The organism is Synechococcus sp. C9, from assembly GCF_022984075.1.
In the GTDB taxonomy this organism is placed as follows: domain Bacteria; phylum Cyanobacteriota; class Cyanobacteriia; order Gloeomargaritales; family Gloeomargaritaceae; genus Gloeomargarita.
In genome coordinates this window covers 1,409,093-1,424,786 of sequence record NZ_JALAAD010000001.1, presented here as the reverse complement: position 1 = coordinate 1,424,786, position 15,694 = coordinate 1,409,093, and the positions used below count along the sequence as shown (strand labels likewise).

General features: G+C 53.6%; 16 protein-coding genes and 3 pseudogenes. 11 read left to right on the top strand and 8 right to left on the bottom strand.

The annotated features are described in order from the left end of the window. Nucleotides 1-8: 8 nt before the first annotated feature. The 3 genes from MLD66_RS07180 to MLD66_RS07170 all read right to left on the bottom strand — a co-directional run bounded on the left by MLD66_RS07180 (nt 9) and on the right by MLD66_RS07170 (nt 1,320). On the bottom strand, nt 9-185 hold the full coding sequence (locus MLD66_RS07180) for a chlorophyll a/b-binding protein (RefSeq protein WP_247216435.1): 177 nt from the start codon (nt 183-185) through the stop codon (nt 9-11). Nucleotides 186-521: 336 nt separating this feature from the next. Beyond that, nucleotides 522-989 (bottom strand): hypothetical protein, encoded by a 468-nt coding sequence (locus MLD66_RS07175; protein WP_348644350.1) that lies wholly within the window; start codon nt 987-989, stop codon nt 522-524. Nucleotides 990-1,002: 13 nt separating this feature from the next. Next, on the bottom strand, nt 1,003-1,320 hold the full coding sequence (locus MLD66_RS07170) for a DUF1825 family protein (protein WP_247216431.1): 318 nt from the start codon (nt 1,318-1,320) through the stop codon (nt 1,003-1,005). Nucleotides 1,321-1,555: 235 nt separating this feature from the next. Here MLD66_RS07170 and MLD66_RS07165 point away from each other — a divergent pair, with 235 nt between their 5' ends. Next, the gene (locus MLD66_RS07165) at nt 1,556-1,753 is read left to right on the top strand and encodes a hypothetical protein (protein WP_247216429.1); all 198 of its coding nucleotides are present in this window, start codon (nt 1,556-1,558) and stop codon (nt 1,751-1,753) included. Between the two features lie 352 nt (nt 1,754-2,105). Here MLD66_RS07165 and MLD66_RS07160 read toward each other — a convergent pair whose 3' ends face one another. The 3 genes from MLD66_RS07160 to gatA all read right to left on the bottom strand — a co-directional run bounded on the left by MLD66_RS07160 (nt 2,106) and on the right by gatA (nt 5,071). Next, nucleotides 2,106-2,717: a histidine phosphatase family protein gene (locus tag MLD66_RS07160; RefSeq protein ID WP_247216427.1), complete on the bottom strand. Its 612-nt coding sequence runs from the start codon at nt 2,715-2,717 to the stop codon at nt 2,106-2,108. A gap of 349 nt (nt 2,718-3,066) precedes the next feature. Beyond that, nucleotides 3,067-3,600, bottom strand: coding sequence for a hypothetical protein (locus MLD66_RS07155; RefSeq protein ID WP_247216425.1), 534 nt, complete (start codon nt 3,598-3,600; stop codon nt 3,067-3,069). Then, nucleotides 3,593-5,071: an Asp-tRNA(Asn)/Glu-tRNA(Gln) amidotransferase subunit GatA gene (gene gatA / locus MLD66_RS07150; protein WP_247216422.1), complete on the bottom strand. Its 1,479-nt coding sequence runs from the start codon at nt 5,069-5,071 to the stop codon at nt 3,593-3,595. The genes MLD66_RS07155 and gatA overlap by 8 nt, the downstream gene beginning before the upstream one ends. Nucleotides 5,072-5,193: 122 nt before the next feature. On the opposite strand from gatA, the gene MLD66_RS07145 reads away from it, so the two are divergent. The 10 genes and pseudogenes from MLD66_RS07145 to MLD66_RS07100 all read left to right on the top strand — a co-directional run. After that, nucleotides 5,194-6,039 carry a ferritin-like domain-containing protein gene (locus tag MLD66_RS07145; protein WP_247216421.1) on the top strand — a complete coding sequence of 282 codons (846 nt, stop codon included), beginning with the start codon at nt 5,194-5,196 and terminating at the stop codon, nt 6,037-6,039. After that, a complete protein-coding gene (locus tag MLD66_RS07140; RefSeq protein WP_247216419.1) occupies nt 6,000-6,725 on the top strand; it encodes a hypothetical protein in 726 nt (241 codons plus the stop codon). The genes MLD66_RS07145 and MLD66_RS07140 overlap by 40 nt, the downstream gene beginning before the upstream one ends. 28 nt (nt 6,726-6,753) lie before the next feature. After that, the gene (locus MLD66_RS07135) at nt 6,754-6,978 is read left to right on the top strand and encodes a Calvin cycle protein CP12 (RefSeq protein WP_247216417.1); all 225 of its coding nucleotides are present in this window, start codon (nt 6,754-6,756) and stop codon (nt 6,976-6,978) included. A 10-nt stretch (nt 6,979-6,988) separates the two neighbouring features. Then, nucleotides 6,989-7,771 (top strand): 3',5'-cyclic-AMP phosphodiesterase, encoded by a 783-nt coding sequence (gene cpdA / locus MLD66_RS07130; RefSeq protein WP_247216415.1) that lies wholly within the window; start codon nt 6,989-6,991, stop codon nt 7,769-7,771. 201 nt (nt 7,772-7,972) lie between these two features. Further along, nucleotides 7,973-8,491: an RNA-binding protein gene (locus MLD66_RS07125; protein WP_247216413.1), complete on the top strand. Its 519-nt coding sequence runs from the start codon at nt 7,973-7,975 to the stop codon at nt 8,489-8,491. Nucleotides 8,492-8,567: 76 nt separating this feature from the next. Next, the gene (locus MLD66_RS07120; RefSeq protein WP_247216411.1) at nt 8,568-9,431 is read left to right on the top strand and encodes a PRC-barrel domain-containing protein; all 864 of its coding nucleotides are present in this window, start codon (nt 8,568-8,570) and stop codon (nt 9,429-9,431) included. Continuing rightward, entirely contained in the window at nt 9,432-10,277 is an 846-nt protein-coding gene (gene dapF / locus MLD66_RS07115; RefSeq protein WP_247216409.1) for a diaminopimelate epimerase, read from the top strand. A 99-nt stretch (nt 10,278-10,376) separates the two neighbouring features. Then, nucleotides 10,377-10,902 (top strand): annotated as a pseudogene (locus tag MLD66_RS07110) (IS630 transposase-related protein); the annotation flags it as partial. 82 nt (nt 10,903-10,984) lie between these two features. Then, nucleotides 10,985-11,831, top strand: a pseudogene (locus tag MLD66_RS07105) (IS630 family transposase). Nucleotides 11,832-11,856: 25 nt separating this feature from the next. Next, nucleotides 11,857-12,165: pseudogene (locus MLD66_RS07100) on the top strand (transposase); the annotation flags it as partial. A gap of 336 nt (nt 12,166-12,501) precedes the next feature. Here MLD66_RS07100 and MLD66_RS07095 read toward each other — a convergent pair. Further along, nucleotides 12,502-12,921 (bottom strand): photosystem I reaction center subunit II PsaD, encoded by a 420-nt coding sequence (locus MLD66_RS07095; protein ID WP_247216407.1) that lies wholly within the window; start codon nt 12,919-12,921, stop codon nt 12,502-12,504. 75 nt (nt 12,922-12,996) lie between these two features. After that, the gene (clpB, locus tag MLD66_RS07090; protein WP_247216405.1) at nt 12,997-15,597 is read right to left on the bottom strand and encodes an ATP-dependent chaperone ClpB; all 2,601 of its coding nucleotides are present in this window, start codon (nt 15,595-15,597) and stop codon (nt 12,997-12,999) included. Between the last annotated feature and the right edge of the window lie 97 nt (nt 15,598-15,694).

Sequence of the window (15,694 nt, the reverse complement as noted above, 5' to 3'; positions counted from 1 at the left end):
ATCTTAGCCTAATGGATCAAGCCCAACCAGGTCAGTACCCCTTTGCCGGTGACCAATTCAATGACAATTGCCACCACAAAGCCCACCATAGCGGCTCGTCCGTTGAGGCGTTCGCTGTAGAGATTAAAACCCAATTTTGGCTCATCCAATTGGGGGGTTTTGCTGGGTTGAGGGACTTGAGTCATCGGTTACGCCTGATCGTGTTTTTTTATGTCATCCTATTTTATCGTGTTTGCGAAACAGGTGAATTTTTGACCTAACTTTCTTACCTATAGCAATCCTACCCGATGAGCCAACAGAAATTCTACAAAACCAAGTACGGGAACAGTGCCCCTGCGACCCCTACTTCTAAACTCAGTGAGGATTGACGAGCATCTGCTTAGGGATAGCCAGGCTCCCAAAACCAGGGCGGGGCAGTACCCTACGACCCTTGATTTTGTCATGTATCCAATGATTTCCTCGCAATTGTGATTCCTACAGAGAGGGTAAAGTCCCAGGTATGGGGATCGCTGTCATCTTACCTAACTTTTGAGAGCATCACGAATATACGCCATCGCCTCCGTAACCGTGTGTGCCACCCGCACTTGGGGGGATAACTGCCGGAAAAAGTCCTCAGCCACCGGGGGCATCTGGATCACAATCACCGGCTTGTGAAATTTCACCGCCAGCGCCAACTCCGCCGTTGTCCCTGCGCCCCAACCACAGCCAACCACCACCTGACTGGCGAGGACATTGACCACATTGCGAGCCTGCCCCAACCCGGTGGGAATCACCACATCCAGTTCCGGCACTGTCCCCACCGCCGTGTCCTCCGGCAATATACCTACTGTCAAGCCGCCCGCCTGTTTTGCCCCCAGGGTTGCAGAACGCATCACCCCCACATTGCGCCCGCCGGTTAAAACAACCCAACCCGCCTGGGCAATCTGTGCCCCCAAATCGTAGGCAATAGCGCAGGTTTCCGGGTCGGCACCCTCCCCCGGTCCCATCACCCCAATGATGACCCTATGACTCAAGCTCTCGCTTCATCCGCTCCAGGGTTTGCTCCATTTGGTCAAACATCTGATGGGGGGTGAGACCAAATTGCCCCAGAAAGGTCTCCAACTGCTTCATCGTCATCTGGGCGACAAAATCCTCCGACAACTCCACCCGCTTCATAAATATCCGGTACCGCTCCAGCAGGGTTTCCATCTGTTCGATGTACAGCCGCTTTCCCTCCCGGTCAAACTTGCCGTAGCGGCTCCCCAGTTGGATCAGGTTCTGATAGTCGCTAAAAATTTGCTTGGCTTCAGACTGGACAATCTCCGACTCAAAAAAACTCATAGCTAATAACCCGTGTTAAGCGTCCTTTCTTCCACCTTATCCCTCCCAGACCGCCGCTTGGAGTGGGGAAACCCGTCACTGCCCGCCCCGATCGGCAATTTGTGACAGTTTTTGAAGCAACCTATAGACAATCGCCCAAAAAAATCTGTATCATTAGATACAGAAAGGTTAGATTGTTTGCCCAGCATACCTGGGTTGGCGGCTACCACACCAAGTCATAAGGAGGGTTGAGATCATGGACACGCAACAACAAGCCCGGTTACTGATGATGCAACGGACAGCCCAGATTCGGAATCGGCAACAAGCGATGTTGGGTCGGGCGGCGGCGGAAGCGGGCATTAGCCAACTGCATGGCTATTTCGGCCATATCCAGGGGAAAGTGCAACCCACGTTTCGGATTGACTACGACCACGGTCCCAGTGCCCTGAGCTAGCTTTTGCCGAGACTTTATGAACATTCATTTGAGGGGTGGTGGATGCACTGCCCCTATTTGTTTTGTGCCGACATTCTCCACTTAATCCGGTGTTTACCGCCTGGTTTTTGGGGCACTTTTATTGATTTGAACCAACTAAAAATCGCATCGTGGGAATACCCATAGTACCCAGAACCAAGGGCGCTGCGACCGCTAATTTTGAATTGATAGAGGTACTTTTTGGGGAACCTCTGTTAGTTTGAACCAACTAAAAATCGCATCGTGGGAATACCCATAGTACCCAGAACCAAGGGCGCTGCGACCGCTAATTTTGAATTGATAGAGGTACTCTTTTGTTAATTTTAATTTTTTCCTAATTTCTGAGATAACTTGTATCCCCGGCACGCAGTAACTCCCAGCCGGTCGGGGTTTGGCGGATTTCAATGATTGCTCCCAGGTCACACTGAATTTCCGGGTGGTCGGGTAAGATACCCCAGGTTGCCCCCCACACAGAAGCCCCATGTCCAACCATCAATAGATTGCCTGGAAATTCCTGAACCAATTGGGCCGCCACTTGGCTCGCTCGGGCGATGGCCGCTAAATCCTCTTCAGGAAATGTTGGGGTCAAACGGGATTGGTAGTCCGGGTCAATCAGGGGAAAGCGCTGGGCGATGGTGGTGCGGTCGTGGCGTTGCGGGGGAGTGGGAAAGGCTTCAATGTTGAGAAATTCTCCCAGGCCGTCTTCGAGTTTGATGGGTAATTGCTGTCGTTGGGCGACGGGCCAGGCGGTGCTGATCGCCCGCAAAAAGGGGGAAGAAAAGATGTGGTCGAGGGGGTGATCGGCAAAAAATTGCCCCAACCGTTGGGCTTGGGCGTGCCCTTGGGGGGACAGGTCGGGGTCGTCCGGGTAGGTCGCCTGGGTGCGCCAGTGGGGGTTGCCCGTATCTTGCCGGTGCATATGACGGACAATCCAGATGGTACGCATTTCTGGCTCCTGGGGAAAAATCTGTTGACTGGGGGACTTTATGATAGTAATCCTAACTGACTTTAGCGTTGAGAATCGGGGTCGCAGGGACACGGCACCCAATTTTGGCTCTTGATAGTACTTGTAGAGTATGGGTATTCCAGGGCGATAACCTGATGGTCATGCCAATAACATAGAGGTGCCCTTGAGTAATTGGGTACTGAGGAGTCATTGAGATATTCAATGCGTAGGTTACCTTGATCGGGAAATGAATGAATTAAGGGCATTTCTAAAAATGGGTCGCAGGGGTACCGCCCCCGTACTTGGTTCTGGAAAATTTCTGTTCGTTAATCGAGTTGGATGGCTATATTTAACGGGGTTTTGTGACCCGCAAAAATTGGGAATCACTGATCAACGGTTGCCCATTTTGCCAAATAACAGTGTAACTGCGTTCCTCTTCCTGGGTGTCCCCGTTGGGATAGAAATAGGTGTTTTTTCCTACCAATTGCCACTGCCCGGAACTACTTTGGCTCACCCGCAAATCCTGCACCGTTACCCGCACAAATTGGGCGAAAAAAGCGGGGTCAAATTGGTTTTGCATCGCCGGTGTGTAGGCGAGTCGGGCTTGATTCCAATCTTTTTCCGAGAGGGCTTGGTACAAACTTTTGATCAGGGCAATAGCTTCCTGCTCTTGGTTGGGATTCACCGCCGTTGGGGTCGCCACCCGTGCCCCCCCAGCCCCAGCGGGTTGCCGAGTTACCTGAGGTGATGCCGGTGTATTTACGTTTGCCCTTTGCTCCACCGGGGTTTGCCGTCCCTGCCACAGGAGTAAACCCGCCACCCCCAGGGCGACCAGCCCCCCCACCACGCCGCCCACCAACGCCAGCGACCAACCCTTATCCATGTCCATCCCGTACCAAGGGGGGCACCTGCTCATGCCAGGGGGTACTTTGTTCGTAGGCATGGGCAATTTGCAAAATTAACGACTCCTGCAACACCGAGCCAATCACCTGTAACCCGATAGGCAAACCGGTGGCGGTGAACCCGCAGGGCACACTCAGGGCAGGCAGACCCGCCAAATTCACGGGAATGGTCATCAAGTCCGTGAGATACATACTCAAAGGGTCGTTGTCCTTGCTACCGATGGCAAAGGCGGGCACGGGGGCTGTGGGAGACAACAACGCCTGCACCTGGGTAAACGCCTGGTCAAAATCCCGCCGGATCAACGTCCGTACCTTCTGGGCTTGCAGGTAGTAGGCATCGTAGTACCCCTGGGAAAGCGTGTAGGTGCCCAGCATGATGCGCCGTTTCACCTCCCGACCAAAGCCCTGCCCCCGGGTTCTGCCGTACATGGTTATCAGATCATCCGCCGCCACCCGCAGTCCGTAGCGCACCCCGTCGTACCGAGCCAGATTCGCCGAAGCCTCCGCCGGTGCCAGGATGTAATACGCCGCCAAGCCCGTGGCAAAGGTGGGACAGGAGATGGGAATCACTTTGGCACCCAGTTGTTCCAATTGCTGTACCGCCTGGTCAAACGCCTGTGCCACCTCCGGGTCCAAGCCCTCCCCCAAGGTTTCCTGGATCACCCCCAAATTCAGCCCCGCCAAGGGTTGGGTCGCCGGTAGGTGCCCCAACGCTTCTAAATAATCCGGTACGGGCGTATCAATGCTGGTGCTGTCTTTGGGGTCATGCCCTGCAATTCTGCCTAACATAATCGCCACATCTGCCACCGTGGTTCCCAAAGGGCCAATCTGGTCGAGGGACGAGGCATAGGCGACCAAACCGTAGCGGGACACCCGCCCATAGGTAGGTTTCAACCCCACCACCCCGCAAAAGGAAGCCGGGAGCCGAATCGAGCCGCCCGTGTCCGACCCCAAAGCCGCCACACATTCCTGCGCCGCCACCACCGCCCCCGACCCCCCGGAGGAACCCCCCGGCACCCGGCTCGTATCCCAGGGATTGGTGGTGATTTGGTAGGCGGAATGTTCGGTGGAACTGCCCATCGCAAATTCATCCAGGTTGGTTTTGCCCAGCACCACCGCCCCCGCTTGGGTCAACCGCTCGACCACCGTAGCATTGTAGGGAGGCTGATAATTCTCTAGGATTCGGGAGGCACAGGTGGTGGGAATGCCTTGGGTGCAAAGATTATCCTTCAGGGCAATGGGAATTCCCATCAACCATCCCAGGTCTTCCCCCTGGGCACGCCGGGCATCCAGGGCTTGGGCTTGGGCGAGCGCCTGTTCTGCCGTCACCGTGAGATAGCCCCGCACCTGGGGTTCCCGCTGGCGAATCCGTTCCAGGTACTGCTCCACCAACGCCACACTGGTGGTTTCGCCCCGGCGCAGTTGCTGTTGCAGGTGTTGAATCACGGACATGGGCCTATCCCCTGACATCGGTACGACTTTACCACACCCGGCAGAGGCTCTGGGGGAGTTTCTTTCACCGGTGGGATTTGGTAAGGTGGGAACGGTCTTGTTGTGTGCCGGGAGGGAACGCCATGCGCTTGGGAAGTCCTGCCCATCGGGATTTGTTCTGTCGCAGTTTATTAGAAACGCATCAAAACTATGACCCGGACACCTTCCCTTGGCCGGAGTTGGACGGGAAAACCCTGGATTTTTTGCGGGGGATTCCCTTTTGGCAGGAGGCGTTGGCGACGGAAAAACGGGCGGGGATCATGGCACGGGCGTTTGCTGAGGAAATTGACGACCCCCTGATCCGCCAAGCGGTGGCACTGCAAGGGGAGGAGGAAGCCCGACATGGGCGGTTGCTGACTTGTTTGGTGCAACGGTATGAGATTCCCGTGAACCTTGACCCGGACTATACCCCGCCCCGGAACTTGCGCCAGGCGTTTGTGGATTTTGGGTTTAGCGAATGTTTGGATTCGTTTTTTGCCTTCGGGTTTTTCCGCATTGCCCAGCGGTCGGGGTTTTTTCCGGAGGTGCTGTTTACTTTGTTTGACCCGATTATTGAGGAAGAAGCCCGCCATATCGTGTTTTTTGTGAATTGGCTGGCTTACGAACAAAGTCGTCGGGGTTGGGGGGTGGCTCCCTACCGGGCGGTAAATACCCTGTGGAACTACGGCAAAGCCCTGAGCCATCTGGTGGGTTCCTTTCAGGGGGCGGCGACCACGGGGAGTGGCTTTACGGCGGCGGGGGCGTTGGTGTTTGCCCCGGATTTGACCCTGCGGAGCTTTTTGGCGACCTGCGTGGCGGAAAATGCCTACCGGATGCGCGCCTTTGACCCGGCATTGCTCCAACCCCGGCTACTCCCGCGCCTGTCTCAAACCCTCCTGCGGGTGCTGCAATGGTTGCCCCAGAAACAAACCCAAGTCTCCCCCGCCTGACCCTGTTGGCACCCCAAGGGGCGGAATATCGGGCGGTGCGGCGAGGGGCTGACCCGGCTTGGCGGGTGCTGGCGATGCCCTTGGGCGGTCGGGGGTTGCCCCAATGGTGGGCGGTACATCAGGGGGAATTAGCGGGCAAAGGTGCCGTACTTTTGGGTTTGGCTGGGGGATCGCAACCTAAATGGCGGGTGGGCGATGGGGTCATTTGCCAGAGTTGTACCGATGCGGTGAGCGGGGCGACCCGTCCCTACGACCCGGAAATGACCCAATGGTTGACCCAGCGGTTGGGGTTGCCGGTGGTGCGGGGCGTGACCGTGCCCCAGATCGTCACCCAGCCCCAGGAAAAGCAAACCTTGGGGCAAACCTTCGACACGGCGGTGGTGGAAATGGAGGGCTACCCCCTGTTGGCATACCTCCCCCGGTTGGGCATGGTGCGGGTGGTCAGCGATGGGATGCACCAGGTTTTGCCCGATCTGGGGGCGGCAGTGGATGAGGCGACCGGGGCATTGCACCCCCTACCCTTGGCTTGGGCGATGTTGAAGCAACCCCAAGCGGCACTGGCGTTAATTCAGGGGGCACGCATCGGTTTGCAACAATTAACCGTTCTTGCCCAACAACTGACGGGGAATTCTGAAAAAAAGTACAATGAAAACAGTATTACGGACGTATCTGGGATACAGATGTAATTGGTACTCTAGTGAGATTGGTAATTTTATGAGCGATATACACGCCCAAATCCAAGCCGAACGGGAGGTCGCCCGTGCCATCTGCGACCAAAAGGGAGAGGCTGACCCCGAATGTGCCGTGGCTTGGGACACGGTGGAGGAACTGCAAGCGGAAGCCGCCCACCAAAGGGAAATGGCAAAACCCAAAAGCTCCCTGGAGCAATACTGTGATGCCAACCCGGATGCCGTCGAATGCCGGGTTTACGATGACTAACGTTTAGGTCGTGTACCAACCCCTGCGGGTCGTCCAGATCACCGATACCCACCTGTTTGCCGACCCGCATCAGGTGTTGCTGGGGTGCCCGACGTGGGTAACCTTAGTCAAAGTTTTGGAGCACGTACAGTTTTTTCAACCGGATGTACTGCTCTTGACGGGGGATTTATCCCAGGATGAAACCCCCGCCTCCTACCAAAACTTGGTGGATTTACTGCGCCCCTTGACCTGCCCGATTTACTGGATCGGGGGCAATCACGACCACATGGCACCCCTAACCCAGCAATTAACGGCGGGGGGGTTGCGCCCGGAAAAAACATTTGTCCAGGGGGGCTGGCGGTTTATCCTGCTCCATTCCCCAGTACCAGGGGCAGTGGGCGGCACCCTGACGGCAGGGGAACTGGCATACCTGGAAGAGGCGTTGCACCAGTCCTCGGAACCGACCCTGATCGCCCTGCACCATCCCCTATTCCCGGTGGGTTCCCCCTGGTTGGATGACAGCCGGTTGACGAACCCGGAGCAGTTTTGGCACATTTGCGATGCCCATCCCCAGGTCAAACTGGTACTGTGTGGACACGTCCATCAGGAACGCCGGTGGCAACGGCGGGGGGTGACCTATTTGAGTAGCCCGTCCACCTGTATTCAATTTGCCCCCCAAGCCCAGGCATTTACCTTGGATACCGCCTTTCCTGGCTTCCGCTGGCTGGAACTTGACCCCCAGGGAACTTTCCGTACCGGGGTCACCCGGGTGCCGTGCCAATGGGTTGTGGATGCACGGGCAACAGGCTATTAGGGGCTGGGGATCATTGTGTCCATCACCCGTGGGGTATGATAACCTAATAAAGGTGCTGGTCTTTTTTAGGGTAATGCACCGTCGGATTGCGAGGATTTGTCACAATTTTGTTTGCCTAATCCTGCCTATCAGTGAACCATTTACCATGTCCCCAAATGTGCTTAGGTTTCCCCACTGTGTACCCAATTTAGGAGGTGTTCTATGACTGTGCGGATTTATGTGGGTAATTTGCCCGAAGATGTGGACAAACAGGAATTGGATGCCCTGTTCCGGGAGGCGCAGGAGATTCAATCCCTGAAGCTGATCACCAACCGCAAGACCAATAAATGCCGGGGTTTCGGCTTTATCACGGTGAAAACGGAAGCGGAGGCGGACAGCCTGGTGAGCCGGTTCAACGGGCAGACCTTTCGGGAGCAAGCCCTGAAGGTGGAAAAAGCCCTGCCCCGCACCAAGGACACCCCAGAACCGGAAGCCCCAGCGGTCAGCGAACCCGTCGCCAAACCCGTGAAAGCCACGACCCCGGTGGAACGCCCCACCCCCCGGCGGGATGCCCCCAACCGCAACAGCCAGCGGCAACAGAACCGGCGCAAAGCCCCAGCCCAGTCCACCAGTGCCCCGGTGCCTAGCACAAGTTACGAGGCGACGGAACCCGACCCCCGCTGGGCAGACGCACTGCGGCAATTGAAAGAACGGCTGTCCATGCAGACCACCGGCTCTTAACAAACAATAAAAACAAATCCCGTTAAGATAGACAGATAGCCTTTGGGCTGGATTGTCTCACCGGCACCTTACTTTTATGAAAGCGACGACCCAGGTATGTTTTCGTTCGGCACTGATTGATTGCCAAGTGATTACCCGTGACCGGGGGCGACGATTGGGGGTGGTCAGCCAGGTCTGGTGCGATGTGGATGCGTGGCAGGTGGTGGCTTTAGATATTAAAGATTCCCTGGTGAATAATTATTTGCCGGGGGAACCCAGCCATTCCCTGCGGCTGGAACACGTGCGGCAGATTGGAGATGTGGTGTTGGTGGAGGATGACCGGGTATTGGAAGAACTCGACCTGACCCCCTACACCCGCTTGGTGGGGAGCGAGGTGGTGACGGAAACCGGGGAATTTTTGGGGAAGGTGCGGGATTTTGAATTTGCGGTGGCGGATGGGCGGATTTCCCATTTGGTAATTGATTCCTTGGGGGTGCCCCGGATTCCCGCCCGGTTTCTCAGCACCTATGAGTTGTCCGTGGACGAGGTAGTGAGCGTGGGGGCGGACAAACTGATCGTCTTTGAAGGGGCGGAGGAGCGGCTCAACCAACTCACCCGGGGTTGGCTGGAGGCGGTGGGGATTGGCAAACCCCCCTGGGAGCGGGAGGATGACCCGAATTATCTCCCTACCCCGGTGAGCTATGAAAATCGCCTGGGCAGTGGCAGTCCCCCCAGCAGTGAACGGCGGCGGACACGCACAGAAGAGGATTGGGCGGAACCGGAGGTACCCGCTACCCGTCCTGCCCGCAAAGCCCCCCGGCGGGTCGAGGCGGCGTATGTGGAGCCTTTGGAACCGGAGCCAGTGGAGGTGGATTTGGAAAGCGATGCCTGGGCGGAGGCGGAACCCTACCAACCGCCGGTCAACTTGCCCCAACGGCAGTACGAAGAGGAGTCGAATTAGTTGGCGACCCCTTTTTGGAAATACCATGCCCTGGGGAATGATTACCTGGTGCTTGACCCGGAGCGGTTGGAGTTTGCCCTGCATCCTGGGGTGATCCAACGGTTGTGCCACCGGCATTTTGGCGTGGGGAGCGATGGGATTTTGCTGGGACCTTTGCCCGCCCCGGGGGGAGAGTTGGGCTTACGGATTTTTAACCCGGACGGCTCGGAGGCGGAAAAAAGCGGCAATGGTCTGCGGATTTTCGCCCGCTATCTCTGGGACGAGGGCAAGGTGGGCGAGCAACCATTCTATGTGCAAACCCTGGGGGGGCGGGTGCAGGCGCAGGTACAGCAGTCCGGGCGGCAGGTGCAGGTGGCGATGGGGCGGGTGTCGTTTCAGAGCCGGTTGATTCCGGTGACCGGGGCAGACCGGGAGGTACTCCAGGAGCCGATTGCGGTGCAGGGGCGGGAGTTTACCTTCTCGGCGGCTACCATTGGCAATCCCCACTGTGTGATTGTGGTGCCGGAGACGACCCCGGACTTGGCGCAGACCTATGGACCAGACTTGGAAACCCATCCCTTCTTCCCTCAGCGCACCAATGTGCAGTTTGTGCAGGTGCTGTCCCCGGAACGACTGCGGTTGGAGATTTGGGAACGGGGGGCGGGTTACACCCTGGCTTCCGGGAGCAGTAGCAGTGCCGCCGCCGCCGTCGTGCATCGGTTGGGGTTATGTGCGTCCGAAGTTACCGTCGAGATGCCGGGGGGGGAATTGGCGATTCAGATTGCCCCGGATTTTGCCATCACCATGACCGGGCCGGTGACCGCAGTGGCGCAGGGAACCTTAGCCCCCGATGTGCTGGCGGATTAAGCCCTTGGGTTGATATAGTCATTTTTAATAAAAATGCAACATTTTATGAGAGGAGGGTGTAAGATAGAGGACAAGTAGGAATTGAGGAGAAGAATCAGAATGGGTTACAGTCTGGATTTACGGAAAAAGGTGATAAGTTTCATTGAGAACGGCAACAGTATCACCAAAGCGGCACGAATCTTCGGCATCAACCGAGCAACCGTGTACCGGTGGCTAGACAAACCCAATCTGGAGCGCACGAGAGTAGTGAGAAGGCAGAGGAAAATCGATATTACCAGACTGAATCAAGATGTGGAGAAGTACCCCGATAAGACTCTTCAGCAAAGAGCGCAAGAGTTTGGGGTGGTGCCAAGCTCAATATACTATCAATTGAAACGGTTAAATATCACGAGAAAAAAACAGTTTCGGTATCGAAAAAGAAATCATTCCGATAGAAAATTACACTATCGGACATTGAGAGAATTAATTAAGAAGTATGGGATAGAAAGTCTGCTATTTATTGATGAGACGGGCTTTGAGAGGTTCGTCAGTCTGATTTATGGTTGGGCTAAACGGGGAAAAGCGTCAGGGACGGCGATATAAACGAGAGAATCTCGTAGCGGCTCGGCGCAAACAAGGATTTATAGTCATTTTTAATAAAAATGCAACATTTTATGAGAAGAGGGTGTAAGATAGAAGAGAAGTAGGAATTAAGGAGAAGAATCAGGATGTGTTACAGTCTGGATTTACGGAAAAAGGTGATAAGTTTCATTGAGAACGGGAATAGTATCACGAAAGCGGCGCGAATCTTCGGCATCAACCGAGCAACCGTGTACCGGTGGCTAGACAGACCCAATCTGGAGCGCACGAGAGTAGTGAGAAGGAAGAGGAAAATCGATATTGCCAGACTGAATCAAGATGTGGAGAAATACCCCGATAAGACTCTTCAGCAAAGAGCACAAGAGTTTGGGGTAGTGCCAAGCTCAATATATTATCAATTGAAGCGGCTAAATATCACGAGAAAAAAAACAGTTTCGCTATCGAGAAAGAAATCATTCCGATAGAATATTACACTACCGGACATTGAGAGAATTAATCAAGAAGTATGGGATAGAAAGTCTGCTATTTATTGATGAGACGGGCTTTGAGAGGTTCGTCAGTCTGATTTATGGTTGGGCTAAACGGGGAAAAAAGATTTATGGAGAGCGTCAGGGACGGCGGTATAAACGAGAGAATCTCGTAGCGGGTCGGCGCAAACATAGCAAGGATTTAATTGCTCCCATGCTATTTGACGGCAGTTTAGATGCGGTGACTTTTGAGCGATGGTTAGAGGTGCATTTATTACCAGCATTGACGAGACTATCGGTGTTAATTTTGGACAACGCACCGATTCATCGTAAGAAACGCATTCGAGAATTAGTGGAAGCGGCGGGGCATATCGTATTATTTTTGCCAACTTATTCCCCAGACCTCAATGACATTGAGCATGACTTTAGCGCATTAAAAAAATTGAGGATGTACGCTCCCCCTGGTACCACCATTGATGAAGTCATTCGTAATTATTGCGCAAGTTAGTGTCGCATTCTAAACCGAAATGACTATAATTGCTCCCATGCTATTTGACGGCAGTTTAGATGCGGTGACTTTTGAGCGATGGTTAGAGGTGCATTTATTACCAGCATTGACGAGACTATCGGTGTTAATTTTGGACAATGCACCGATTCATCGTAAGAAACGCATTCGAGAATTAGTGGAAGCGGCGGGGCATATCGTATTATTTTTACCAACTTATTCCCCAGACCTCAATGATATTGAGCATGACTTTAGCGCATTAAAAAAATTGAAAAAATTGAGGATGTACGCTCCCCCTGGCACCACCGAAGTCATTCGTAATTATTACACAAGTTAGTGTCGCATTCTAAACCGAAATGACTGTAAAAGATCAACACGACCTAGAAAATCAAGAGTCGCAGGGCAGTACCCCGGCGGGGTTTTCATCACCTTGTTACTTATATAGCAATCCTAAATGAGAATGAAACAGGGGGGTCGCAGGGGCACCGCCCCCGTCCTTGGTTCTGGAGAATTCTTGTTTGTTAATCAAGTAGGATCGCTATAAGTATAAATTTTTACTCACAATTCAGATGTATATTATAACTGTACAAAAATCACAAAAAAACCACCCCTTGCGGGTGGCCGGTAGAGTAAGAAGAGTAAGAACGGTGAGATTTAATTTAACTCAATTAAGTTAAACATCATAGGGGTTTTGCCCGGAGAATTTCAGCTTGGCAGGGTCAGGGTTTTCCCCAATCCGCCGGTCTTTTTTGCCCACGTAGGGACGACCCGCATTCACCTTCTCGGAGTACACCCCATCGGCGGGATGGATAAACTGGATTTCTCCGCTGGGATAGATGCGGTAAATTTTGTAATCAATTTTGAATTTTGTCCGCAGTTGCGTGCCCAAAGCCAGACATTGCTCCTTGCGCGCCAGGTACAGGAGATTGTCCCCCTCCCGCATGGTGGCGGCACCACCAGTGGGCATCTCAAACACCTGTTCTTTCTTGCTTGTCCAGGTAATGGCGTACTTTTCCTCAACTTCAGCTTTGCGGAGCAGACCGCCGGTACTGCCACCAAAAATCGGGGCGGGCGTTTCCAAATTTAGCGTCATAGGGGTATCCCACTTAATCACTGGTTGGCATCCTACCATCTCGCCCGGCTGGGCGGACAAACCTGTGAAAAAGCTTTACACTCGCTGGCAGGCTAACCGCTCCGCCACCACGTCCACCCGGATGGTGTCCCCCTCCTGGAACGTGCCTTTGAGCAATTCCCGGGCAATCAGGGTTTCCAAATGCCGTTGAATGGCGCGTTTCAACGGGCGTGCCCCGTACACCGGGTCGTAGCCCACCTCGGCGAGAAAATCCACCGCCGCCGTCGTCAGTTCGAGGTTGATTTTTTGCTCCGCCAAGCGTTTTTGCAGTCGTTGCACTTGCAGGGTGACAATCTGCCGCAATTGGGTCTTGGTTAAACTTTGGAAGATGATGGTTTCGTCAATGCGGTTGAGAAATTCCGGGCGGAAATTGTCCCGTAAAACCTCTAACATCCGCTGGCGTAATTCCTCATCTTTTTCCGGTTGTCCCGCCAGGTCAAGAATGTATTGGGAACCCAAATTACTGGTCATAATGATCACCGTATTTTTGAAGTCCACCGTGCGCCCTTGGGAATCGGTTAACCGCCCATCATCTAGGATTTGCAACATGATATTAAACACATCCTCGTGGGCTTTTTCAATCTCATCAAACAGGATCACCGCATAGGGACGACGGCGAATCGCTTCTGTCAATTGCCCCCCTTCTTCGTAGCCCACATACCCCGGTGGTGCCCCAATCAACCGGGCGACCGTATGCCGCTCCATATATTCCGACATATCAATCCGCACCAGGGCATTTTCGGTATCAAATAAATACTCAGCCAGGGCTTTAGCCAATTCGGTTTTCCCCACCCCGGTTGGTCCTAAGAAAATAAAACTGGCAATGGGACGATTGGGGTCAGAAAGCCCCGCCCGGGAACGCTGAATCGCCTCTGCTACCGCCGTCACCGCCGCTTCTTGCCCCACAATCCGCCGGTGTAATTCTTCTTCTAAGTGCAACAGCCGTTCTTTTTCGGAAGCCACCAATTTCGCCACCGGAATCCCTGTCCATTTGGCAATAATTTCGGCAATATCCGCCTCGGTCACTTCCTCCCGCAATAAATTCACACCGGAGGTTTGCAATTCCTGGAATTTTTGCTCCGTAGCCTGTAATTTTTTCTCCAATTCCGCCCGTTTGCCATACTTCAGGGTCGCCGCCCGGTTCAGGTCGTATTCCCGTTCCGCCTGCTGAATTTCCACATCAATTTGGGCGAGGGCTTCTTTGATGGCTTTGCGTTGGTCAAGAATTTCTTTTTCCGCTTGCCATTGGGCATTTAATTCCTGTTGTTTGGCTTTCAATTCCGCCAGTTCCCGCTCCAGTTTTTGCAGACGTTCTTTGGCGGAGGGATTTTCATCTTTTTGCAGGGATAAACGCTCCATTTCTAACTGGAGAATTTTCCGGTCAATCTCGTCTAATTCCTCCGGTTTGGAGGTGGTTTCCATTTTTAATTTAGCGGCGGCTTCATCCACCAAATCAATGGCTTTATCCGGTAAAAACCGGTCGCTAATATAACGATTGGACAAGGTGGCGGCGGCAATCAAGGCGGAATCGGAAATTTTTACATTGTGGTGGGTTTCGTAGCGGTCTTTTAACCCCCGCAAAATGGAAATCGTATCCTCTACGCTGGGTTCTTGCACATAAATTTGCTGGAACCGGCGTTCTAAGGCGGCATCTTTTTCAATATATTTGCGGTACTCGTCTAGGGTCGTTGCCCCGATACAGCGCAATTCTCCCCGGGCAAGCATGGGTTTGAGTAAATTCCCGGCATCCATCGCTCCTTCCGTGGCACCCGCCCCGACCACCGTATGAATTTCATCAATAAATAGAATAATTTGCCCCTCGGAACTGGTCACTTCTTTGAGGACGGCTTTCAATCGGTCTTCAAATTCCCCCCGATATTTGGCACCGGCAATTAACGCCCCCATATCTAAACTAATCACCCGCCGATTTTGCAAAGATTCGGGCACATCCCCGCTGATCACCCGCCGGGCTAAACCTTCCACAATCGCCGTTTTCCCCACCCCCGGTTCACCGATTAAGACGGGGTTATTTTTGGTGCGCCGGGAGAGGATTTGGATCATACGGCGAATTTCATCGTCCCGACCAATCACCGGGTCAAGTTTCCCCTCGGCGGCTTGGCGGGTCAGGTCACGACCATATTTTTCTAGGGCTTCATAATTGGCTTCGGCATTGCGACTTTTCACGGTTTGACTCCCCCGAATTTGTTGAATGATTTCCTTAAGTTTGCGATCCCCGCTGACCCCAAATTCCTGAAGCAATTTTTTGCCGCACCGGTCATCTTGAGTATAGGCTAAAACCAGATGTTCAACAGCAATAAAATCATCCTTTAATTCTTGCCGATATTGTTCCGCCCGGTCGAGTAGTTTATCTAAACTATTGCCAATATAAACCTGCCCATCCCCACCGGTAATTTTGGGGTTGCGGCGCACCAGGGCTTCCACTTTGTCCCGCAATTGTTGGGGGTTGATATTCAGCCTCTGCAGGATACTATTGGCTAACCCTTCCCCATTGAGGAGCGCCAATAATAAATGCTCGGATTCAATTTGTTGCTGTTGCTGTTGTTTGGTCAGTTCCACCGCTTGGACGATGGCATTCCAGGCACTTTCGGTAAATTTATTCGGGTCGTTGGGTTGCATAGAAAATCACCAGGAATCAGGGGTTTTTCAGGAATCTTTTACCAGTATAGAACTGGCATCGGTGGGTTTAGGTGCGGTCAGCCGTATGTTTGAGGGT